Origin of the sequence: Streptomyces panacea, from assembly GCF_040560175.1 — a bacterium.
Lineage (GTDB): Bacteria > Actinomycetota > Actinomycetes > Streptomycetales > Streptomycetaceae > Streptomyces > Streptomyces panacea.
This window is the reverse complement of record NZ_JARJHW010000127.1, coordinates 1-21516: the sequence shown is the minus strand read 5'-3', so window position 1 is coordinate 21516 and position 21516 is coordinate 1. Positions and strand designations below refer to the sequence as shown.

At 69.8% G+C, this 21516-nt stretch carries 15 protein-coding genes; 12 read left to right on the top strand and 3 right to left on the bottom strand.

What is annotated here, in order from left to right; genetic code table 11:
• Nucleotides 1-161: 161 nt before the first annotated feature.
• Nucleotides 162-2822 carry an ABC transporter family substrate-binding protein gene (locus P3L51_RS25385; protein ID WP_354607601.1) on the bottom strand — a complete coding sequence of 887 codons (2661 nt, stop codon included), beginning with the start codon at nucleotides 2820-2822 and terminating at the stop codon, nucleotides 162-164.
• A gap of 321 nt (nucleotides 2823-3143) precedes the next feature.
• Between P3L51_RS25385 and P3L51_RS25380 the strand changes: the two genes are divergently transcribed.
• The 4 genes from P3L51_RS25380 (at nucleotide 3144) to P3L51_RS25365 (ending at nucleotide 7120) form a co-directional block, all read left to right on the top strand.
• Nucleotides 3144-3383: an Rv0250c family protein gene (locus P3L51_RS25380; RefSeq protein WP_354607600.1), complete on the top strand. Its 240-nt coding sequence runs from the start codon at nucleotides 3144-3146 to the stop codon at nucleotides 3381-3383.
• A gap of 111 nt (nucleotides 3384-3494) precedes the next feature.
• Nucleotides 3495-4316, top strand: a complete 822-nt coding sequence (gene sdhC, locus P3L51_RS25375; protein ID WP_354607599.1) for a succinate dehydrogenase subunit SdhC — start codon at nucleotides 3495-3497, stop codon at nucleotides 4314-4316.
• A 21-nt stretch (nucleotides 4317-4337) separates the two neighbouring features.
• Nucleotides 4338-6263, top strand: a complete 1926-nt coding sequence (locus P3L51_RS25370) for a fumarate reductase/succinate dehydrogenase flavoprotein subunit (protein WP_354607598.1) — start codon at nucleotides 4338-4340, stop codon at nucleotides 6261-6263.
• The gene (locus P3L51_RS25365) at nucleotides 6260-7120 is read left to right on the top strand and encodes a succinate dehydrogenase/fumarate reductase iron-sulfur subunit (RefSeq protein ID WP_354607597.1); all 861 of its coding nucleotides are present in this window, start codon (nucleotides 6260-6262) and stop codon (nucleotides 7118-7120) included. The genes P3L51_RS25370 and P3L51_RS25365 overlap by 4 nt, the downstream gene beginning before the upstream one ends.
• Nucleotides 7121-7304: 184 nt before the next feature.
• Here P3L51_RS25365 and P3L51_RS25360 read toward each other — a convergent pair whose 3' ends face one another.
• Nucleotides 7305-8264 (bottom strand): TetR/AcrR family transcriptional regulator C-terminal domain-containing protein, encoded by a 960-nt coding sequence (locus P3L51_RS25360; RefSeq protein WP_354607596.1) that lies wholly within the window; start codon nucleotides 8262-8264, stop codon nucleotides 7305-7307.
• Between the two features lie 128 nt (nucleotides 8265-8392).
• On the opposite strand from P3L51_RS25360, the gene P3L51_RS25355 reads away from it, so the two are divergent.
• Nucleotides 8393-10078, top strand: a complete 1686-nt coding sequence (locus tag P3L51_RS25355) for an MFS transporter (RefSeq protein ID WP_354607595.1) — start codon at nucleotides 8393-8395, stop codon at nucleotides 10076-10078.
• A gap of 94 nt (nucleotides 10079-10172) precedes the next feature.
• The gene (locus P3L51_RS25350; RefSeq protein WP_354607594.1) at nucleotides 10173-11243 is read left to right on the top strand and encodes a LacI family DNA-binding transcriptional regulator; all 1071 of its coding nucleotides are present in this window, start codon (nucleotides 10173-10175) and stop codon (nucleotides 11241-11243) included.
• Nucleotides 11244-11345: 102 nt separating this feature from the next.
• Here the strand turns inward: P3L51_RS25350 and P3L51_RS25345 are convergent, their stop codons facing one another.
• Complete coding sequence (locus P3L51_RS25345) at nucleotides 11346-12341, bottom strand: acetylxylan esterase (protein WP_354607593.1); 996 nt, start codon at nucleotides 12339-12341, stop codon at nucleotides 11346-11348.
• Between the two features lie 230 nt (nucleotides 12342-12571).
• Between P3L51_RS25345 and P3L51_RS25340 the strand changes: the two genes are divergently transcribed.
• From P3L51_RS25340 to P3L51_RS25315, 6 genes are all read left to right on the top strand, one after another.
• Nucleotides 12572-13816 carry a sugar ABC transporter substrate-binding protein gene (locus P3L51_RS25340; RefSeq protein ID WP_354607592.1) on the top strand — a complete coding sequence of 415 codons (1245 nt, stop codon included), beginning with the start codon at nucleotides 12572-12574 and terminating at the stop codon, nucleotides 13814-13816.
• A gap of 5 nt (nucleotides 13817-13821) precedes the next feature.
• The gene (locus P3L51_RS25335) at nucleotides 13822-14805 is read left to right on the top strand and encodes a carbohydrate ABC transporter permease (RefSeq protein ID WP_354607591.1); all 984 of its coding nucleotides are present in this window, start codon (nucleotides 13822-13824) and stop codon (nucleotides 14803-14805) included.
• A complete protein-coding gene (locus P3L51_RS25330) occupies nucleotides 14802-15749 on the top strand; it encodes a carbohydrate ABC transporter permease (protein ID WP_354607590.1) in 948 nt (315 codons plus the stop codon). The genes P3L51_RS25335 and P3L51_RS25330 overlap by 4 nt, the downstream gene beginning before the upstream one ends.
• 90 nt (nucleotides 15750-15839) lie before the next feature.
• Nucleotides 15840-17687, top strand: coding sequence for a GH39 family glycosyl hydrolase (locus tag P3L51_RS25325; RefSeq protein ID WP_354607589.1), 1848 nt, complete (start codon nucleotides 15840-15842; stop codon nucleotides 17685-17687).
• 174 nt (nucleotides 17688-17861) lie between these two features.
• The gene (locus P3L51_RS25320) at nucleotides 17862-19355 is read left to right on the top strand and encodes a glucoamylase family protein (RefSeq protein WP_354607588.1); all 1494 of its coding nucleotides are present in this window, start codon (nucleotides 17862-17864) and stop codon (nucleotides 19353-19355) included.
• Between the two features lie 147 nt (nucleotides 19356-19502).
• On the top strand, nucleotides 19503-21516 hold a 2014-nt coding region (locus P3L51_RS25315; RefSeq protein WP_354607587.1), incomplete at its 3' end, for a TPM domain-containing protein.

Genomic DNA, 21516 nt, shown 5'->3' with positions numbered 1-21516 from the left:
CGTACTGCGGGGTGTGGGATCGCCCGGGTCAGTGGGTGGACACGATCTTGCCCGCCGGTGGGCCCGGCGGGCAAGTCAATCGTTCGGCTTCCAGGGTCTGACCTGCCGGTTCTCCCCGTTTCTTCTTCTCTGCTACCGCTGTCCTTCTACTTCTCGTCGCTTTACCCGGTGCTTTCGTCCGCGCTTTCCCCGGTGCCTTCCTCAGCACCTTCCTCCGCACCTTCCTCGGCGCTTCCCTCGGCGCGCTCCTCAGCGTCGGCCTCGTCGCTCGCGCCGGCACTTGCCCCGTCGCTCGCCTCGTCGCTCGCCCTGGGGCTCTCCTTCGCGCTGTCCTTCGCGCTCTCCTTGGCGCCCGGGGACTTCTCCGGCTGCTCCGGGCCGCTCCTGGCGGGTTCCTTGAAGCCGATGTCCTCGTAGCGCGGGGCCGCGAAGGCGAAGGCACCGGCGTTGGCGACGGACGGCTTGGCCGCCACGAGCTGCGGGCGCTGGTAGAGGGGGATGGACCCGGCAGCCGCCCAGATGCGGGCGTCGGCCTGCCTGAGCAGATCCCGGGCCGCCTTCTCGTCCAGCTCGGAGGCCGCCTGGTCGAACAGCTGGTTGATGTGGTCCGTACCGACGCGGGTGTAGTTCTGTTCCACCAGCAGCGAGCCGTCGGAGGCGGGGACGGGCTTGGCGTAGATCGGGCGGCCGTCGGTCGCCGGGTAGGCGGTCGCGGGCCACGAGTACAGGGCGAGGTCGTAGTCGCCCGACGCGACGTGGTCCTTGAAGTAGTTGGCGTCGGCGACCTTGGTGATCTCCGTACGGATGCCGATGCGGTCGAGCATGCGGGCGATTTTCGCGCCGACGGTGCGCAGCTGCTCGGAGCCGGCACCGGAGGGGAGGACGAAGCGGAGGGTGAGGGGCTTGCCGTTCTTGCCGAGCGGGCCGGGCAGGGACGAAGTGGAGGCGGAGGTGGAGGTGGAGGCCGACACCGACGCCGACGCCGACGAGGAGTTGGAGGGGGACGCCGAGTCGGAGGCCGGTGCCGCCGTGCCGCCCGGTGCGTACGCGCCGGCCATACCGCCCGGCTGCCTGTCCTGGGCGTTGACGTCCGCGTCGTCCAGCGACTTGGCCCGCCCCGCGGGGGCCGGAGCGATGACGCGGGTGCCGCTCTCGGAGATCGGGGCACCGCGACCGGGCTTGTTGTCACCGACGATGTACGCGCCCTCGTCGGAGGCGCCCTCGTCGGACGAGTTCTCGTCGGAGGCGCTCTCGGAGTCCGAACCGGAAGCGGAACCGGAACCCGAGTCCTTCGAGTCGGACTCCTCGTCCTTCTTACTCTCCTCGCCGGTCTTCTCGGCCTTCTCCTTGTCCTGCTCCTTGCTCTGCTCCTTGTCCTTCTTCTTGTCGGCGTCGGCCTCGCTCCCGGCCTTCGTACCGTCGTCCTTCTTCAGGGCGCCGCCGGGCGTCCAGCCCGCGTCGGCGAGGAGCGCCTGCGCCTCCCGCGTGTTCTGCTCCCCGAGCGCGTCGCTGCTGTCGGCGTACGCGTGCTGTCCGGCCAGTGCCAGATGGCTGCCGGGCGGGTTCGCCGGCAGGCCGAGCGGCTTGAGTACGGCCTCGGCCAGCTTCTGCCGGTCGAGCGCGCGGGCCACCGCGCGCCGTACCCGCTCGTCGGCGAGCGGCCCGGTCTCCCCGTTGAGCGCCAGTTGCGTGAAGGCGGGCTCCAGGGACTTCCGTACGACATAGCCCCCGAGGCCCCGCTGCTCCTTGGCGTACTTCGCGATCGCCTCGGTCCGCTTCTCGCGGGACTCCCGCTCGGCGTCGGCCTTCTCCTCGTCCGAGCCGTTCTCCAGGGCCCAGGAGCGCATCGCCGACGCGGGGGTGATCTCGGCGCCGGGACCGTGCGCGCCGGACTGCGGTCCCGCTCCGGCGCCCCTCTTCTTGTCGCGACCCGCCTGGTCGATCCGCCGTGCCACCGGGCTGTCGATCTCGGCGAGGTCGAGCGTGCCCGCGGCGAGCGCGGTGGCGCGCTTGTCGCGCGGTACGGCGCTCAGGACGATCGTGTCGAGCTTCGGCCGCGCGCCCCACCAGCGGGGGTTGCGGACGAGAGTGATCTCGCGGTCCGCGCGGTCCAGCTCCTTGATCTGGAAAGGTCCGGCCGTGGCCTTGAGCTTGGCGCGCGCGCCGTCGTTGAACGAATTCGGCGCCCCCATCACGCCCTTCGGGTACAGCGGGCTGAAGAGGCCCCTCCAGTCGGCGTACGGCTTGTTGAAGGTGACCCTGACCTCAAGGTCGTTCGCGCCGCGCTCGATCTTCTGGATGCGCTCGTACCCGGCGTTGCGCGCGGTCCAGTACGCGGACTCCTTGCCGCTCAGCGCGCGCCACTGGGCCACGAAGTCGGGGGCGCCGAGCTCGCGTCCGTCGCTCCACACCGCCTGCTGGTTGAGCTTGTAGAGCACGACCTGCTTGGGCTCGCGCTCGACGATCTTCGCGGACTCCAGATAGTCCGGGTTGCGCTGCGGACGGCCGGTCTTGTCGAGCGTGAAGAGTGAGGGCAGTACGGCTCCGGCGATGCGCGACGTCGTGGCGTCGGCGTCCGCCTGGAAGGTGTTGAGGGTCGTGGGCACGGTGTCCACCGCCCAGCGCAGCGTCCCCCCGTCGGCGATCCGGTCCCGCGCCGACGGCCCGACGTCCTGGGCGGCGGCCGGGACCTTGCTCCGCTCCTCGTCGCCCGAGCTGCACGCGGCGAGCACGGGCAGGGCGAGCACGCCGGTGGTGATGAGTGCGACGGAGCGGGTGGTCCGGGAGCATGTCCTCCCGCGTGGGACGCCGACCTGGGACATGGCTTCTACCTCTTCGTCCTGTTTGTGGAATTTAGAGATGATCACACCTATTGCCCGCCCACTGAAGTGGACCGATTCCGGCCGATCGCGGCGACACGGCGGCCCGAGGCGCGAAGCCCACCCGAACGGCCTAGCAAGGAACGGGACACAGGCCCACCGGAGGGGCGAAAATAACGGGGCGCGACATCAACGACGCGGAGCGCACGGCTCAGGTATGCGCCGGGAATCCCTGCACGTCCCTTCACAAGCGGGGATGTGAGGAGCGACACTCGCAGGCGCATTACCGATGGCATCGCTCCCCTGCGGAAGTGAGGGCACGTCATGTCCCAGCCGGAAGATCTGACAGCAGTCCACCGTCGTATCGATGAGCTCGTCCAACGCGTCGCGGACCTGGAACGAACGGTCGGCCGACTGAACGAGGCCGTACCGGCCGCCCCGTCCAGGCCCGCGCCCAAGGCCCGCCCCGAAGTGGTCACCATCCCCGACACGCCGTACAACGCGGCGCTGTGGACGGACTCCGACGACGAGGGGCTCGGCCTGCGGGACCGGCGCGCGCCCTAGCCGGGCTCGGCTCCGTACGCCTCCCGTCACCGCACGGACGCACCCACCACCGATCGCACCTGCCCTACGACCCCCCACCTGATCCCACTCCATCTCCATACGGAGTTTTCGTTGGCAACAGGCACGGAACGACCCCAACTGAATACGGGCGTGCACGACACATCGCGTGCCGCCATCACCGCCCGGCACCTGCGGACCGACCGCTGGTGGCTGGCGCCCGCCGCCACGGCGGCCGGGCTGCTCGCCTTCATCGTCTACTCGACATGGCGCGCGTTCGGGAACGCCCACTACTACGCGGCGCCCTACGTCTCACCGTTCTACTCGCCCTGTCTGGCGGAGAACTGCGAGCCGATGAAGGGCGGCCCCAACCTGGAGATCTTCGGGGGCTGGTGGGGCATCTCGCCCGCGCTGATCATCCTGATCTTCCCGCTGGGCTTCCGGATGACCTGCTACTACTACCGCAAGGCCTACTACCGGAGCTTCTGGGCGTCGCCGCCCGCCTGCGCCGTCGCCGAGCCCCACAAGAAGTACAGCGGCGAGACGCGCTTCCCGCTGATCCTCCAGAACATCCACCGGTACTTCTTCTACGCGGCCGTGCTGGTGGCGGTGATCCTTACCTGGGACACAGTGCTCGCCTTCCGGAACTCGGACTACGAGTGGGGCCACATGGGCCTCGGCACGATCCTGATGGTCATCAACATCGCGCTGATCTGGGCGTACACCATCTCCTGCCACTCCTGCCGCCATGTCATGGGCGGCAAGCTGAAGCACTTCTCCAAGCATCCGGTGCGCTACCGGCTGTGGGGCTGGGTCGGCAAGCTGAATCACCGTCATATGCAGCTCGCCTGGGCCTCTTTGATCAGCGTCGCCCTCGCCGACTTCTACGTGTATCTGCTCGCCAGCGGGGTCTTCGACGATCCGCGCCTCTTTTAGTCCTAGGGAGAGCCTTCAGCAATGACGCAACTCGAACGCGAGCAGTGGGACGTCGTGGTGGTGGGCGCGGGCGGAGCAGGTCTGCGGGCCGCCATCGAGGCGCGTGAGCGTGGCGCCCGTACCGCTGTCATCTGCAAGTCGCTCTTCGGCAAGGCCCATACGGTGATGGCCGAGGGCGGCATCGCCGCCTCCATGGGCAATGTGAACTCCGGGGACAACTGGCAGGTCCACTTCCGCGACACCATGCGCGGCGGGAAGTTCCTCAACCAGTGGCGGATGGCGGAGCTGCACGCACAGGAAGCACCGGACCGGGTCTGGGAGCTGGAGACCTGGGGCGCGCTCTTCGACCGCACGGCGGACGGGAAGATCTCCCAGCGCAACTTCGGCGGGCACGAGTATCCACGTCTCGCGCACGTCGGCGACCGGACCGGCCTGGAGCTGATCCGTACGCTCCAGCAGAAGATCGTCGCCCTCCAGCAGGAGGACTTCCGCGAATTCGGTGACTACGAAGCCCGGTTGAAGGTCTTCCAGGAGTGCACCGTCACCTCCGTACTGAAGGAGGGCGAGCGGGTCTCGGGCACGTTCTGCTACGAGCGCGAGTCCGGCCGCTTCTTCGTACTGGAGGCGCCTGCCGTCGTCCTGGCGACCGGCGGCATCGGCAAGTCCTTCAAGGTGACGTCGAATTCGTGGGAGTACACGGGCGACGGGCACGCGCTGGCGCTGCTCGCCGGCGCTCCGCTGCTGAACATGGAGTTCGTGCAGTTCCACCCGACGGGCATGGTCTGGCCGCCGTCGGTGAAGGGGATCCTCGTCACCGAGTCGGTGCGGGGCGACGGCGGGGTGCTGCGCAACTCCGACGGCAAGCGGTTCATGTTCGACTACATCCCGGACGTCTTCAAGGAGAAGTACGCGGAGTCCGAGGAGGAGGGCGACCGCTGGTACGACGACCCGGACAACAACCGGCGCCCGCCGGAACTGCTGCCCCGTGACGAGGTGGCCCGCGCCATCAACTCCGAGGTCAAGGCCGGCCGGGGCACGCCGCACGGCGGTGTGTACCTGGACGTGTCCACCCGGATGCCGGCCGAGGTCATCCAGCGCCGACTTCCCTCGATGTACCACCAGTTCAAGGAGCTGGCGGACGTCGACATCACGGCGGAGGCGATGGAGGTCGGCCCCACCTGTCACTACGTGATGGGCGGCATCGCCGTCGACTCGGAGTCCGCGGCCGCTCCCGGCGTCCCCGGTCTGTACGCGGCCGGCGAGGTCGCGGGCGGAATGCACGGCTCCAACCGGCTGGGCGGCAACTCGCTCTCCGACCTGTTGGTCTTCGGCCGGCGCGCCGGACTGCACGCGGCCGAGTACGCGGCCGGGCTCACCACACGGCCTGCCATCGACGAGGGCCAGATCGACGCGGCGGCCACCGAGGCGCTGCGGCCGTTCGGCGCCGAGGAGCCGGCGGGCGGCGGCCCGCCCGAGAACCCGTACAGCGTCCATCAGGAGCTCCAGCAGACGATGAACGACCTCGTCGGCATCATCAGGCGCGAGGGCGAGATGGAGCAGGCGCTGGAGAAACTGGGCGAGCTGCGCCTGCGCGCGGCACGGGCCGGGGTGGAGGGCCACCGGCAGTTCAACCCCGGCTGGCACCTCGCGATCGACCTGCGGAACATGCTGCTGGTCAGCGAGTGCATCGCCCTGTCGGCGCTGGAGCGCACGGAGAGCCGTGGCGGTCACACCCGCGAGGACTGGCCCGGCATGGCTCTCGACTGGCGGCGGGTCAATCTGCACTGCGGGCTGAACGATTCGGCGCGGGACCCGTCGACGGACCCCGCGCTCGGCCGGATCACCCTCTCCAGGAAGACGACCGAGCCCATCCGTCCCGACCTGCTCGACCTCTTCGACAAGGAAGAGCTGGTCAAGTACCTCGCCGAAGAGGAGCTCCACGAGTGAGTGCCAGCACGACTCCGACTCAGAGCACATCCGCCTCGTCCAACGCGTCCGCCGCGCCCGCGGCATCCGCCGCGGGCGCCTCGGCCACTTCGTACGAAGCCAAGTTCAAGGTCTGGCGCGGCGATGCGCAGGGCGGCGATCTGAAGGACTTCGCCGTCGAGGTGAACGAGGGCGAGGTGGTCCTCGACATCATCCACCGCCTCCAGGCGACACAGGCGTCCGACCTGGCGGTGCGCTGGAACTGCAAGGCGGGCAAGTGCGGTTCGTGCAGTGCGGAGATCAACGGCCGGCCGCGGCTGCTCTGCATGACACGGATGTCCACCTTCACCCGCGAGGAGACGATCACCGTCACCCCGCTGCGCGCCTTCCCCGTCATCCGGGACCTGGTGACGAATGTGAACTTCAACTACCAGAAGGCGCGGGAGGTACCGGCGTTCGTGCCGCCCCCCGGGGTCGCCGCGGGCGAGTACCGGATGCAGCAGGTGGACGTGGAACGCTCGCAGGAGTTCCGTAAGTGCATCGAGTGCTTCCTGTGCCAGGACACCTGCCATGTGGTGCGTGACCACGAGGAGAACAAGACCTCGTTCGCCGGACCGCGCTTCCTGATGCGGGTCGCGGAGCTGGACATGCACCCGCTGGACGCGGCCGAGGAGACCGGCCTGGACCGGCAGACGACCGCGCAGGACGAGCACGGGCTCGGCTACTGCAACATCACCAAGTGCTGCACCGAGGTCTGCCCCGAGGGCATCAAGATCACGGACAACGCGCTGATCCCGCTGAAGGAGCGGGTGGCGGACAAGAAGTACGACCCGCTGGTCTGGCTGGGCAACAAGATCCGGCGCCGTACGACCGGTTGAGGGCCAGAGGCTCTGTCCTCTGTGCCCTGTCCTCTGTCCCCTGCCCTGTGACTCGGGCGCCGGACGGGCCGCGGGTCGGCCCGTCCGGCGCCTGAAGGCGGGCTTCTACCGCTCGGGCGACGGCTCTACGGCTCGGCGGCCGAACTACGGCCCGGGCGATCGATCTAACGCCCGGGCGGCCGATCTACCGCTCTACCCGCTCTACCCGCTCCGGCGACCGCGCGATCAGCGACTCGACGCCGTCCAGCATCCGTTCGAGCCCGAATTCGAAGAGCGTGCCGAGTTCGAGGTCGAACTCACCGTCCCCGAAGAGCGTCGACATGACCGGATACCCGTCGGTGGAGTGGATCGGATCCAGCCGCGTCTCGCCGGCCGCCATCCACTCCTCGGCCGTCATCCCCGTGTCCTGCCGCGCCTGAGACTCCAACTCGACTGCCATCGCGAGACCTTGGGCGTAGCCGAACAGGGCGAGATGGGTGTGGATCATCCCGTGCGGCGTGAGACCGAGCCCGCGCACGATGGTCAGCACCCGCTCCGTGTAACTCATCGCGTGCGGCGAGGCCATCGGCCGGGTCAGCCCCGCCATGGCACGGGCCAGCCACGGATGGCGCTCGTACCGGGTCCACAACCACCGGATCTCCCGCGTCAGTCGCGCACGCCACCCGGCCGGCTCGGGGCCCGACGGGGCGCCGCCGAACACCGCCTCTGACATCAGACGCACCAGTTCGCCCTTGCTGGGTACATGGCGGTACAGCGCCATCGTGGACGTGCCGAACTCCGTCGCCACCCGCCGCATCGAGAGGGCGCCCAACCCTTCGGCGTCGGCGAGCGCGATGGCGGCGCGCACGACGCGCTCGCGGCTGAGCCCGTCGCCGGGAGCGGCGCCCCGGCCGCGAACGCGGTCGCGGCCTCGGTCGGGCTCCGCGACCACGGTGCCGACGCCGGGCACCGCCCGTACCAGGCCTTCCTGGTTGAGCGCGGCGAGCGCCTTGGTCGCGGTCGCCATCGCGACACCCCACTCCTCGGTGATACGGCGGGTGGAGGGCACGCGGTCGCCGGGCACGAGTTCCCCGGAGGCGATACGGCGGCGGAGCTCGGCCGCGATGCGGAGATAGGGCGGGAGGTAGGGCGGATCGACGGCCATGCCCCCTACCGTACTAGTGCACCCGAGGCACCAAGTCCCTGTGCGGACAGGGCGCCAGACAGGGCGCCAGAGGTGGTGCACTAGGCAGCTGTTTGCGGCGTACGCGCGGAGCCGATTACGTACCGGACATGGAGAACTCACACGTGCCCGGCCTCGCGGGCCGCAAGGAATGGACCGCCCTCGGCGTCCTGATGCTGCCGCTGCTCCTCGTCTCGATGGACATCTCGATCCTGTACTTCGCGATCCCGTACGTCAGCCAGGATCTGGAGCCCAGCGCCACCCAGCAGTTGTGGATCCTCGACATGTACGGCTTCGTACTCGCCGGGCTGCTCATCACCATGGGCGCGCTCGGCGACCGGATCGGCCGGCGCAAGCTGGTGCTCGGGGGCGCGGCGGTCTTCGGTGCGGCCTCGGTCGCCGCCGCGTACGCGCACTCGTCCGACACGCTCATCGGCGTACGGGCGCTGCTCGGGCTCGGCGGCGCGGCACTGATGCCGTCGACACTCGCGCTGATCCGCAATCTCTTCCACGACGCGAGGCAGCGCGGCCGGGCCGTGACGATCTGGACAGGCGTGATGACCACCGGCATCTCGCTCGGGCCGGTGGTCAGCGGGCTGCTGCTCGAACACTTCTGGTGGGGTTCGGTCTTCCTGATCAACCTGCCGGCGATGGTGCTGCTGCTGGTGCTGGTGCCGTTCCTGGTACCGGAGTCCAAGTCGGCGTCGGGGACGGTGTCGCAGGGCGCTGCGGGGTCGGGCACGGCGTCGGCGGGCGCGGCGTCGGCGGGCGCGGCGGGGTCGCGCGAGCCGTTCGACCTGGTGAGCTCGGCGCTCTCGCTCGCCGCCCTGCTCACGTTCATCTACGGCGTCAAGGAGTGGGCCCGGCACGGGTTCGCGCCGGGCCCCGCCCTGGCCGTCGGGGTGGGGCTGGTGCTGGGCCATGGCTTCGTACGCCGCCAGAAGCGCCTCGCCCATCCGATGATCGACCTCGAACTGCTGGGGCGACGGGCCTTCGGAGGGCCGGTGTTCGCGAATGTGCTCGCGATGTTCGCCACGGTGGGCATGGCGGTCTTCCTCACCCAGTACCTCCAGTCCGTGCAGGGTCTGAGCCCGTTCGAGGCCGCGCTCTGGAGCCTCGTACCGGCTTCGGGCGTGATCGTGGCGGCGCCGACGGCGGCGATCCTCGCGCAGCGCACCGACCGCGCGTACGTCATGGGCGGCGGCTTCGTCTTCGCGGCGGCCGGATTCTTCTGGCTCACCCAGATCCGGACGGACTCGGCTCTCTGGTTCTGCCTGGTGGCCGCCGCGATCTACGTGGGCGGCCTCGTCGCCGCCATGACCCTCGCCAACGAACTCGCCCTCGGCGCCGCCCCGCCGGACCGCGCGGGCTCGGCCGCCGCCGTACTCGAATCGGGCCAGGAACTGGGCGGGGCGCTGGGCATGGCCGTCCTCGGCTCGGTCGGCGCGGCGATCTACAGCCGGGACATGGCCGACGCCCTGCCGGCCGACGTCACCGCCGCGCTTCCCGGCGGTGTGGCCGACGCCGTACGGGAGACACTGGGCGGCGCGGCTGCCGCCGCGGCCCGGCTCCCGGAAGAGACCGGCGCCGACGTGCTGGCCACGGCTCGGGACGCCTTCACCCACGGGATGGGACTGGCGTCGGTCGGCGCCGGGGTCGTCATGGTGGGGGCCGCGGTCTTCTCGTTCGTGGCGCTGAGAGGCACGGCGGATGGCGGGACAGGCAAAGCCGGGGACGCTCCCGAGGGGGCGACCTTGCTCCTGCACAGACCGGCGTCCTACAGTGAATGCGTATGAATGCGCTTACACAGCAGGCGGGGCCCGGCGGAACGGGCCCGGCAGCGCGTGACCAGTAAGAAACCAGAGCGGCGAGAGCGGACGGTCTGATCGGTTGAGTGCCCCCACGGTGTACGACGTCGCCGAGCGGTCCGGCGTCTCCATTGCGACGGTTTCGCGGGTCTACCGGAATCCGGACTCCGTACGCGCCCAGACCCGGGACCGCGTACTGGAGGCGGCCCGCGCCCTGGGCTACGTACCGAGCGGCAACGCCCGCGGCCTGGCCAGCCGGACCACCGGCGTCCTCGGACTCTGCTTCCCCGACTACGCGGACCCGGACGCCGAGACCGACGCGGAGGCGGAAGCGGAGGCCGAGGCCGACGACTCCGCCGTGATGCTCTACTCCGACCAGATCATCCGCGGCATGGAGCGGGCGGCACGGCGGCACGGCTACGCGCTGCTGATCGCCGCCTCGCTGGTGGGCGGTCCCGAGAGCCTGGTCGCCAAGGTGGCCGGGCGGGTGGACGGGTTCGCCGTACTGGCGAGGACCGTGCCCACCGAGGACCTTGAGGTGATCTCGCGGCGGCTGCCGGTGGTGATGCTGGCCGGGCCGCGCGAGATCGACCACCTCGACCACATCGAGGTGGCCAACTCCGACGGGGAACGGGAGCTGGCCCGTCATCTCATCCGTGACCACGGGCTGCGCAGGCTCGCCTTCGTGGGCGGCGACCGTGAATCGCCGGACGCGGAGGCGCGGTTCCGCGGCTACCAGGAGGCCTGCCGGGAAGCGGGTCTGCCGGTGGCCGACGAGCCGGATCTGCGCGCCGAGATGATGACGCAGGTGGAGGGCGAACGGACGACGGACGCGCTCCTGGACCGTGCCGCCGGGCGCGAACGGCCGCAGGCCATCCTCTTCGCCAACGACCAGATGGCGATCGGCGCCCTGCACGCGCTGGAACGGCGTGGGGTGCGGGTGCCCGACGACATCGCGGTGACCGGCTTCGACGGGATCCCGCTGAGCCGGATCGTCCGCCCTTCCCTGACAACGGTCCGCCAGCCGATGCGGCGCCTGGGCGAGGAGGCGGTGGAACTCCTGATCCAGCGCCTGGCCGACCCCACGCGCGCACCTGTCTCCCTGATGCTCCCGGTCTCGGTGGCCCGCCGCGCGAGCTGCGGCTGCGGCTGAGGGAGCCGCTGAGGGGCGGGCTTTGCGCCTTCGGCGCGGATCCCTGGCGCCGGGCCCGTCACCTTCTCGGGGTCCCGGGGTCCCGGGTCGCGGGGTCCCGGTTCAGCTGAGCCGGGCGGCGAAGAACTTGCGGCGAGCTTCCGCCAGCCCCTCGGCATCCGCGCTCTCACCCTCGTACTCGAAGTGCCCCGCCCGCAGAACGTGCAGCTCACGCGCCTCGGGCAACGCGTTGTACACGGCGAACTGCCCCGGTGGCGGGACCGCCGGATCGAACAGCGCGGGCGCGACCATCGTCGGCACCCGGATCCGGCTCGCCGCCGTCGCCGCGTCGAAGTACGCGAGGACGTCCATGACCTCCGGGTGCTCCTCGCGGTACCCGCGTACCGCTTCCCCGCTCCCCACGGACGGCAGCGTCACGCGCAACGGATGATTCCCGAACGTCGGCACGGTCAACTGCCCGCAGCCGAAACGCTCGTCCCACGGCAGCGCCAGCGCCCCGAGCCCGCCGCCGAAGCTCTCCCCCACATACCCGAGCCGCGCTCCCGCGCCTCCTCCCGCCTCCGTCCTCAGTTCCGGCACCAGCTCCAGCAGCGCCGACGCCGCGCACCACAGATCGGCCACGCAGTCGCCGATCACATATGTCTCGCGTGACTCGATGCCGTACAGCACATGCGCATCGGCCTCACCGGGAATGCCGGGACGCCGGCTGCGCGAGCCCATCCCCCGCACGCACGGCAGGATCGCTGCGCCCCGGGGCAGCGGCAGCGGCACATCGGCGCCCGGCTCCTGGCGCCCGCCGTAGCCGTGCCCGATCACGAAACCGTGCTCGACGGGCCCCTCGGCGGGCAGCACCAGCCAGCCACCGATACGCAGCCCGCCGACCGAGGTGTAGGAGACCCCGAAGATCCGGCAGCCGTCCCGCTCGTCCTCCTGCGGGCCGACGGCCGGCGCGGTCGCCACCCCGGCCGCGGCCGCGAAACGGTCCTGCCAGTACGCGTCGAATCCGTCCGGAGGGGCAGGCGCCGGGATGTCGAGCAGCTCGTCGAGGGTCCGGCCGTAGGCCGGGTCGAAGGGATAGCCGTGCTCGAACTCAGACATGAGCGCGACATTAACCCCGGCCCGCCACCGATGACGACAACCGGAATCGACTCAGCCACTTCCGCAACGCAAACAGCCCACCTAGCCTGCGGAGGCAGAGCCTCCAGATGTCCCACATGTTGCACGAGTGTGACCAAAGCCCCTCTTGCGGTTCTCCGAATGTCTGCAGCAGAGTGATGTATGCGCTTACAGGCAGCGCATACATCGGTGAGCTCAAGGAGGAGCCGTCCATGCATCGCACCGCCAGAACCGCCTCTGCCGCCATCGCCCTCACGATGGCCGCAGGGATCACCGCATGCGGCAGCTCGGGAGGCGCGGGAGTCGCCGCCGACAAGAAGCAGACCCTCACCGTGTGGGCCATGGGCGCCGAGGGCGAGAAGCTCGCCGAAGTGGCCAAGGTGTACGAGGACGCGAACCCCCACATCACCGTCAAGGTCACCCCCATCGGCTGGGACGTCGCGCACCAGAAGCTGGTCTCCGCCGCTGCCGCCGGCACTTTGCCGGACGTGACGCAGATGGGCAGCAGCTACATGGGCGAGTTCGTCGAACTCGGCGTCCTGGAACCGGTCGACACCAAGACCTTCAAGAAGGACTCCTTCTTCCCCGCCGCCTGGGATCAGGGCGTGGCGGACGGCGAGGTCTACGGCGTCCCCTGGTACGTCGAGACCCGCGTCCTCTACTACCGCACCGACCTGGCGAAGAAGGCCGGCATAACCAAGGCCCCCGCCACCTGGCCCGAGCTCCAGCAGGCGGCCACCGACTTCCAGGACAAGGCCGGCACGCAGTGGGGCCTTCACCTCCAGTCCAGCGGCCTGGACGCCGTGCAGAGCTGGTACCCCTTCCTGTACTCGGCCGGGGGCTCGATCGTCGGCGACGACGGCAAGGCCGCCATGGCCAGCCCGGAGACCGTCAAGGCCCTCAAGGAGTACGGCACGTACTTCGAGAAGGGTCTCTCCAACAAGAGCTTCCAGCCCGGCTACGAGGTCCTGACGGACTTCAACTCCGGTGACGTCCCGATGTTCTTCTCCGGCCCCTGGACCATGACGGGCATCAACGACAACTACCCGGACCTCAAGGGCAAGTGGGCCATCGCGAAGGTCCCGGCCGACCAGGGCTCCGTCTCCATGGCCGGCGGCTCCAGCCTCGTCGTCTCCAAGGACAGCGAACACAAGGAAGCCGCCCAGGAGTTCCTCAGCTACCTCACGGGCACCGAGGGGCAGAAGGACTGGTTCAAGCGCTCGGGCGACCTCCCGGCCAACACCAGCGCCTGGGACTCCGGCGAACTCGCCGATGACGCCAACTTCAAGATCTTCCGTGCGCAGATGGAGACCGCCAAGTCCTGGCCGGTCCTGCCCCAGTGGACGGAGATCTCCTCGAAGGCCGATGAGGCCATCTCGCGAGTGACCCAGGGCAAGGCCTCCGCCGAGGACGCCGCGAAGAAGGCCCAGTCCGAGATCGAAGGGCTTGTGGAGTAGTCGTCATGAGCACCACGACCGAACCGGCCGCGGACGCGGCCCCGGTGAAGACCGGGCCGGGGGCGCATCCCCCGCCCGGCGGCCGGAACCGTGGCAAGCGGCAACAGCCCGTCGCCGTCCAGCACATGGCCGGCTGGCTGTTCTCCACCCCCTTCCTGGTGCTCTTCGCCGTCTTCATGGCCCTGCCGATCGTCGCGACGCTCGTCATGAGCTTCACGGACTTCGGTCTGCGCAATGTCACCGATCCTTTCTCGGCGGAGTTCATCGGCCTTGAGAACTACACGAAGCTGTTCGACGACGAGAAGTTCCTCAAGGCGCTGTTCAACACCGCGTACTTCGTGGTGGTCGGCGTACCGCTGACCGTCGGACTCGGGCTGTTCGTCGCCGTCCTGCTCAACAACGGCATCGACCGGGCCCGCACCTTCTTCCGGGTCGGTTTCTACGCCCCGGTCGTGACCAGCATCGTCGCGATCGCCGTCGTCTGGCGCTTCGTCCTCGACCCGTCCGACGGACTGATCGCGGGCCTCGCCTCCGAAGTCGGCCTGACGTCGCCGGACTTCCTCGGCTCCGAGGCGCTCGCCATGCCCTCGCTGATCGTGATGGCCGTGTGGCGCAATCTCGGCACGGTCATGGTGCTCTTCATCGCGGGCCTCCAGGCCATCCCGCCCGATGTACGGGAGGCTGCGCGGCTGGACGGCGCGAGCACCTGGCAGGAGTTCCGCCGCATCACCGTGCCGCTGCTGCGGCCCACGATGCTCTACACCACGGTCATCACCACCATCGGCTACCTCAACGTGTTCGAGGAACCGTTCGTGATGACGCAGGGCGGGCCCTCGGACAGCACGCTCACCGTGTCGCTGGCCATGTACCGCGAGGGCTTCAACTTCTTCCACATGGGCTACGCGAGCGCCATGGCGTACGTGCTCTTCGTCGTGATCATGGCGATCACTGTGCTCCAGCTCCGCCTGCTGAAGGACAACACGAAATGAGCGCCGCGCGCACCACCACGCCCCCGCCCTCCGCACCCACCGGCCCGGAGGACCCCAAGGGCCCGAAAGGCCCGGCCTGGGCCGGCCTCAAGCCGGGCGACGGCACCCCGACGTCGAGCGGCGGACGGCTGAGGAAGTCCGGCGTCTATGTCCTGCTCTCGATCGGCCTGCTGGTCATGGCGGCGCCGTTCCTGTGGATGGGTCTGTCGGCCTTCAAGACGGACCGTGACCTGACCGCCAATCCTCCGGTGTGGATCCCCAGCGAGTGGACCTTCGAGCACTTCGGGGAACTGCTCGACCGCCTCGACATCTCGCTCTATTTCTTCAACTCCCTGACCGTGGCGGTCCTGGTCACCACCTCCAATCTGGTTTTCTGCTCGATGCTGGGCTACGCACTGGCCAAACTGCGGTTCGGTGGCCGGAACAAGGTCTTCGCGCTGGTGCTCGGCGCCTTGATGGTGCCCGGCAACCTGATGCTGCTTCCGCTCTTCGTCCTGATGAGCAAGCTCCAGCTGATCGACTCCTACGCGGGGCTGATGCTGCCGTTCGCCGCCCAGGCCTTCGGCGTCTTCCTGATGCGTCAGTTCATGCAGTCGATCCCCGACGAGCTGCTGGAAGCGGCCCGGATCGACGGCGCCCGCGAGTGGTACATCTTCTGGCGGATCGCGATGCCGCTGGTCAAACCGGCGCTGGCGACGCTCTCGATCCTCATCTTCCTGGGCTCCTGGAACAACTTCGTCTGGCCTCTGATCGCGACGAACGACCCGGAGAAATACACCCTCCCGGTGGCGCTCGCCACCTTCGCCACCGACCCCAACCAATCGGGCGGATCCAACGGCATGTTGATGGTCGGCTCCCTCCTGATCATCCTGCCGGTGCTGCTGGTCTTCATCGTCCTGCAACGGCACTTCACCCAGGGCCTCGCCACCACCGGCATGAAATAGCCGCCCCTCCCGGCCTTCCCGACGCGTACCGCGGCTCCGACGCCGCCGCTCTACCGCCGGGCACTCATCGAAGAAAAGGTTTGTACCGACATGACCGAGAAGTCCATGGCTCGCGCCGACTGGGAGACCCGTATCGGGAAGCCCAGCGATCAGCGGCTCACCGGCATCGGGGAACTCCCCGCCCCCGGCGGCCTGTCCGCCGAGGACGGCACCGGCCATGTGCTGCTGACCTGGCGGCCGGTGGCGGGCGCGCTCGGATATCTCGTGCACCGCGCCGAGTCCCTCGACGGTCCTTACGAACCGCTCGACCACCTCGGCGGCGATGTGCTCGCCGTGCCCCATCCTCCGTACGCCGACACCCTCGCCGAGCCGGGCCGCGGCTACTTCTACAAGGTCGCCACCTGGTCCGACAGCGGAGCCGGCGCCCTTTCCGAAGCGGTCCCCGGCTGCGCCAAGGCCGCCGGTTCCAGCCCCGCCTCGGTCACCGTCACCGTGGACACAGCGGCACCCGCCACTCCCCTCCCCGGGGTCTGGAACAGGATGATCGGTGCCGAGCACTTCTCCCTGCTGACCTGGGACAAGCCGGGCGCGGGCGGCTCGGACGTCGCGAAGGAGTACGCGCAGGCCCTCGGGATCGTCCGCGACGAGATCGGCGTCCGCTCCGTCCGGGCACATGGCACCTTCCTCCCGGAGACGCTGTCCGTCCAGCCGGACGGCTCCTTCGACTTCTCCGGTCTGGACGAGGTCTACGACCGCTTCCTGGCCACCGGACTCCAGCCCGTCGTCGAACTCTCCTTCATGCCCAAGGAACTCGCCGCCGATCCGAACTACACGGTCTTCGACTACCAGGCCCTGGTGTCCAAGCCCGCCGTGTGGGAGCACTGGGGCGACCTCTGCCGCGAGGTGACCGTCCACCTCCAGAACCGGTACGGCAAAGACACCGTCGCGGGCTGGGAGTTCGAGGTCTGGAACGAGGCCAATCTGGAGGTCTTCTGGAACGGCACCCAGGACGACTACCACCGACTCTACGAAGTCGCCGTCCGCGCCGTGAAGGGTGTCGACGAACGGATCAAGGTCGGCGGCCCGTCCTCCGCCGCCGCCGGCTGGGTCGGCGCCCTCCTTGAGTACTGCCAGGAGCGCGACGTCCCCATCGACTTCGTCTCCACTCACACCTACGGCAACGCTCCGCTGGACTTCCGCCCGATGACCCGCGCCTTCGCGGAAGCGACCGGCCGACCGGAACCGGAGATCCTGTGGACCGAGTGGGGTGTCACCCCGACACACTTCCACCGGGTCAGCGACTCCGTCTTCGCCGCTCCGTTCGTCCTGCGCGGCATGAAGAGCGCCTTGTCGTCCACCGACGCGCTGGCCTACTGGGTCGCCTCCGACCAGTTCGAGGAGCTGGGCTGGCCGCCCCGGCTCTTCCACGGCGGATTCGGTCTGCTCACGGTCGGCAATCTGCGCAAGCCACGCTTCTGGGCGCTGTATCTCCTCTCCCAGCTGGCCGGTGGGCGGATCCCCGCCGCGGTGAGCGGTGACGGCGCCGGGGCGCTCGTGGAGTCCTTGGCCACCCGCGCCGACGACGGCTCCACCATCGACGTCCTGCTCTGGAACGGCACGCTCGACCAGTCCAAGATCGACGGCTTCGCCCCGCTGAACCGCGTGGCAACCGTGCGGGTCACCGGACTTGAGCCGGGGGCCGACTACACCGCTCTCTCCCGCCGGGTCGACGAGCAGCACTCCAACATCCAGGCCGTCTGGAACGACCTCGGCGGCGGCGACTGGCCCGACGAGCCCCAGTGGGCGAAGCTGCGGTCCGCCGACGAGCTGCCCGTGGAGCCCCTCGCGCCCATGGTGGCCGACAGCACGGGCGTGGCGACGCTGACCATCCCGCTGCCCAACCCGGGGATCCGCTTCCTGCGCCTCACCCGCGCCTGATCCCCTCCACAGTCCCGGGGGCCGGCGGCACCTGACCGCCGTCGGCCCCCGCGCCGGCACCGCCGCCATGGCCGGACCTCCGCTCATTCTTCCGGCCATGGCGGCGGCCAAAGACCTGGCCCAGGCACCGGCCCAGGCCACAACTCCACATCTGCCAAGGGGAGCTGGACTCTCATGGACCGTCGTACGTTTCTCGCCGCCGCTGGAACCGGGGCCACCGCCCTGTCCCTCGGAGCCGTCACCACACCCGCCATGTCCGCGCCGACCGCAGCCGCGTCGCGTGCTCGTGTTGTTCATGCCTCTGATACACCGCTGCTGCTCAGCTGGTTCCGCGATACGTATCACTCGATCGAGGCGATGACGACCGGCATCGGTCTCGCCGCCGACAAGATCGACCTCGACGCACCGGGTGGGCCTGTCCCCTCGCAGAACACCTCGCCGACCAATATCGGCTGCGGTCTGTGGTCCACCGTCGCCGCCGCCGGACTCGGCGTCATCGACCAGGACACCCTGCGCCGCCGACTCGAACTGACCGTCACGGCCGTCGAGAAGCTCGAACGTCACCACGGCTTCTGGCTCAACTGGTACAACGCCCACGACGGCTCGGTGCTCACCAGCTGGCCGGGCACCGGCGACCCGGTCCGTCCCTTCCTCTCGTCGGTCGACAACGCGTGGCTCGTGACGGGCCTGCTCATCGCCGCCGACGCGGACAGCCGGCTGCGCCGCCGGATCGACAAGCTGCTGGCCACCGCCGACTGGTCGTACTTCTACACGCCGTACGACGCCGCAGACCCGGTGGCCAACCCCGGCCAGCTCCGCGGCGGTTTCTGGACCGACACCGGCGAGCCGACGGCCCACCATTACGGAGCGCTCAACACCGAGCCGCGCATGGCCAGTTACCTGGGCATCGCCGACGGCAGCATTCCCTCGGACCACTACTGGCACATGCTCCGCACCATGCTTCCCGAGCACGGCCAGGAGCAGCCGCCCGGCGGGGCGTACGACACCATCGACGGTGTCCGACTCTGGCAGGGGCACTACACCTACCGGGGCCGCAAGCTGGTCCCGACCTGGGGCGGCTCGATGTTCGAAGCCCTGATGGTGCCGCTGTTCGTGCCCGAGCCCGAGTGGTCCCCGCGCTCGTGGGGCACCACGCACCGGCGCTTCGTCCGCTCCCAGATCGAGCACGGCCTGGAGGAGGCGGAGTACGGCTACTGGGGGTTTTCCCCGTCCGAGGTGCCCGAAGGCGGTTACCAGGAGTACGGCGTGGACGCGATCGGCATGAACATCGACGGATACGCCTCCAACACCGACCGTACCTATGTCACGCACGGTGACCCGCTGCCGCCCGCGTCCGCCTACACGAACGGGGTCGTGACCCCGCACGCCTCGTTCCTCGCCCTCCCCTACGCACGGTCGGAGGCCCTCGCCAATCTCAAGGCGATCGCGGACGACTTCGGTGCGTACGACGACGGCTACGGCTTCCGCGACTCGGTCAATGTGAGGACCGGACACGTCAGCAGCTCGGCTCTCGCCCTGGACCAGGGCATGATCGCCGCCGCTCTCGCACAGGAACTCCGCCCCGGTCTGCTGCAGCGTCCCTTCCGCACCGGCGGTTTCGCCTCGCGCATCCGTCCGATGCTGGGCAAGGAGCGCTTCAGCATCTGATCCCCGCCCCGGGCCCCGGGGCCGACCGGCGCCGCCCCATGTGCGGCGCCGGTCGAAACGGCGCCCTGAGCCCGTCGCCGCACGCGCCTCCACAGGTCGCACATCGCTCGGTCGCGGACGATCAAATCGGGGCATAACCTCCCAGATGTGACGCGGATCGTAAGCCGTGACCGGACTCGTACAGCCGGCCTGAGCCTTCTGGCCCTGCTGGTGACGTGCGGCTGGCTGCTGGTGCCTGCCATCTCGCCGGAAGCCCGCGCGGAGGATCCCCTCACTCTTTCGCGTCAGGGGCAGATCACCGACAAAGTCGGCGCCCTCGACGGTCGCGCGGGTGCGGTGACCAAGTCCCGCGACCAGCTGGACAGCGACAGCCGTATGCAGCTGTTTGTCGCCTACGTGCGCGACTTCTCCGGCAGATCCGGGCAGAGCTGGGCCGACACGACCGCCGAACGGAACGGTCTCGGCCGCGACGACATCCTGCTCGCCGTCGCCACCCACGACCGGCAGTACGCCTACTCCGCCACGGCTGACGCTCCTCTTACGGAGGGCCGGCTCGCCGAGGTGGCGCGGACGGCCATCGAGCCCGCTCTCCGGCGGAACAACTGGGCGGGCACGGCGATCGGAGCGGCGAACGGCTTCAGGGCGACCGCGGCCGGCTCACCCGTTCCCACACCCGCCCTCACTCCCGGCCCGGCAGATCCCGACGGTGAGACGTCCTCCAACAGGTCGGGCAGCGCTCTCGTCATTCCTGTCGTGCTGGTGGGCGGCGCGGTAGTCCTCGCCACGTACGCGTACATCAAGCGCAGGCGGCGCGCCTCGACCCGTACGACGCCAAAAGGCGGGCAGGAAGGCTGGGGCCATTCGGGGCGGCCTCCGCGGACTCCGCTGCCGGAGCTCGACCGGCGGGCGGGACTGGCCCTCGTCGACACGGACGACGCCGTACGCACCAGCCAGGAGGAACTCGGCTTCGCCACGGCACAGTTCGGTGAGGAAGCGGCGCTTCCCTACGAGGACGCCGTGACGTACGCGAAGGGTGAGCTGGCGGTGGCCTTCCGGCTGCGCCAGCAGCTCGACGACGCGTTCCCGGAGGACGAGAACACCCGGCGTCGCATGCTGGACGAGATCGTCGCCCGGTGTGCGGACGCCAACAGCCGACTGGACGCCGTATCCGCAGGCTTCGACCGACTGCGGGCCACGGAGCGCAACGCCCCGGAGACGCTGGCAGCCGCCGAGGCCGCGTCCCGGGAGCTGACCGGCAGGACCACCACGGCCGCCGCCACTCTCGCCGCGATGCGCGAGCGGTACGCGGAATCGGCATCGGCCCCGGTCGCAAGTGCTGTCGAACAGGCCGACGACCGGTTGGTGTTCGCCACAACGAATCTGGAGGACGCGCGGCGCTCGGTCGAGGCGGGCGACAACGGCCGCGCGGCGGTGCATGTACGGGCGGTGGAGAGCGCCGTGGGCCAGGCGGCGACGCTGGTCGAGGCAGTGGAGCGGCGCGCGCTCGAACTCGCCGAGGCCGCCGGCAGACTCCCCGGTTCGCTGACCGAGACGGAGACCGACCTGGCGGATGCGCGCGGGCTGCTCGAAGGCACGGCGGAAGCGACCTCCACGGCCGATCTCCAGGGCCGCATCGCACGCGCCGAGGCAGTGGTCGCCGATGTGCGGCAGGAGCAGGCCGCCGGGCCGTACGACCCGCTCGACGCCCTGCGCAGGGTCGAGGAGGCGGACGCGGTGCTGGACGAAGCTCTCGCGGGCGCGCGCGAGCGCGAAGTTGGTGGACGCCGAGCAGGGGCGCTGCTCGATCAAGCCACGCTCGGCGCCCGCTCGGCGATCGGCGCCGCGGCCGGCTACATCGCGACACATCGCGGGGCGGTGGGCAGTGAGGCTCGCACCCGGCTGGTGGAGGCACAACGGCGGCTCGACCAGGCCGGGACGCTGACGGAGCTGGGCGATGCGCAGGGTGCGCTGGCCGAGGCCCAGCACGCGGACAGCCTGGCCAGGCGGGCGCAGAGCCTCGCCGAGCAGGATGTGCGGTCGTTCGGGAACCGGTTCGGCCCCGGCGGTGTATCAGGGGCAGGAAATGGGCTCGGCGGTGCCGTGCTCGGCGGAATCATCCTCGGCGGCCTGTTCGGCGGCGGAGGCGGACGTGGTGGGCTGT

Bases quoted from the DNA above. Each gene is read 5' to 3' on its own strand.
- P3L51_RS25385 (WP_354607601.1), bottom strand. From the start codon at position 2,822: ATGTCCCAGGTCGGCGTCCCACGCGGGAGGACATGCTCCCGGACCACC.
- P3L51_RS25380 (WP_354607600.1), top strand. From the start codon at position 3,144: ATGTCCCAGCCGGAAGATCTGACAGCAGTCCACCGTCGTATCGATGAG.
- P3L51_RS25370 (WP_354607598.1), top strand. From the start codon at position 4,338: ATGACGCAACTCGAACGCGAGCAGTGGGACGTCGTGGTGGTGGGCGCG.
- P3L51_RS25360 (WP_354607596.1), bottom strand. From the start codon at position 8,264: ATGGCCGTCGATCCGCCCTACCTCCCGCCCTATCTCCGCATCGCGGCC.
- P3L51_RS25355 (WP_354607595.1), top strand. From the start codon at position 8,393: ATGGAGAACTCACACGTGCCCGGCCTCGCGGGCCGCAAGGAATGGACC.
- P3L51_RS25345 (WP_354607593.1), bottom strand. From the start codon at position 12,341: ATGTCTGAGTTCGAGCACGGCTATCCCTTCGACCCGGCCTACGGCCGG.
- P3L51_RS25340 (WP_354607592.1), top strand. From the start codon at position 12,572: ATGCATCGCACCGCCAGAACCGCCTCTGCCGCCATCGCCCTCACGATG.
- P3L51_RS25335 (WP_354607591.1), top strand. From the start codon at position 13,822: ATGAGCACCACGACCGAACCGGCCGCGGACGCGGCCCCGGTGAAGACC.
- P3L51_RS25330 (WP_354607590.1), top strand. From the start codon at position 14,802: ATGAGCGCCGCGCGCACCACCACGCCCCCGCCCTCCGCACCCACCGGC.
- P3L51_RS25325 (WP_354607589.1), top strand. From the start codon at position 15,840: ATGACCGAGAAGTCCATGGCTCGCGCCGACTGGGAGACCCGTATCGGG.
- P3L51_RS25320 (WP_354607588.1), top strand. From the start codon at position 17,862: ATGGACCGTCGTACGTTTCTCGCCGCCGCTGGAACCGGGGCCACCGCC.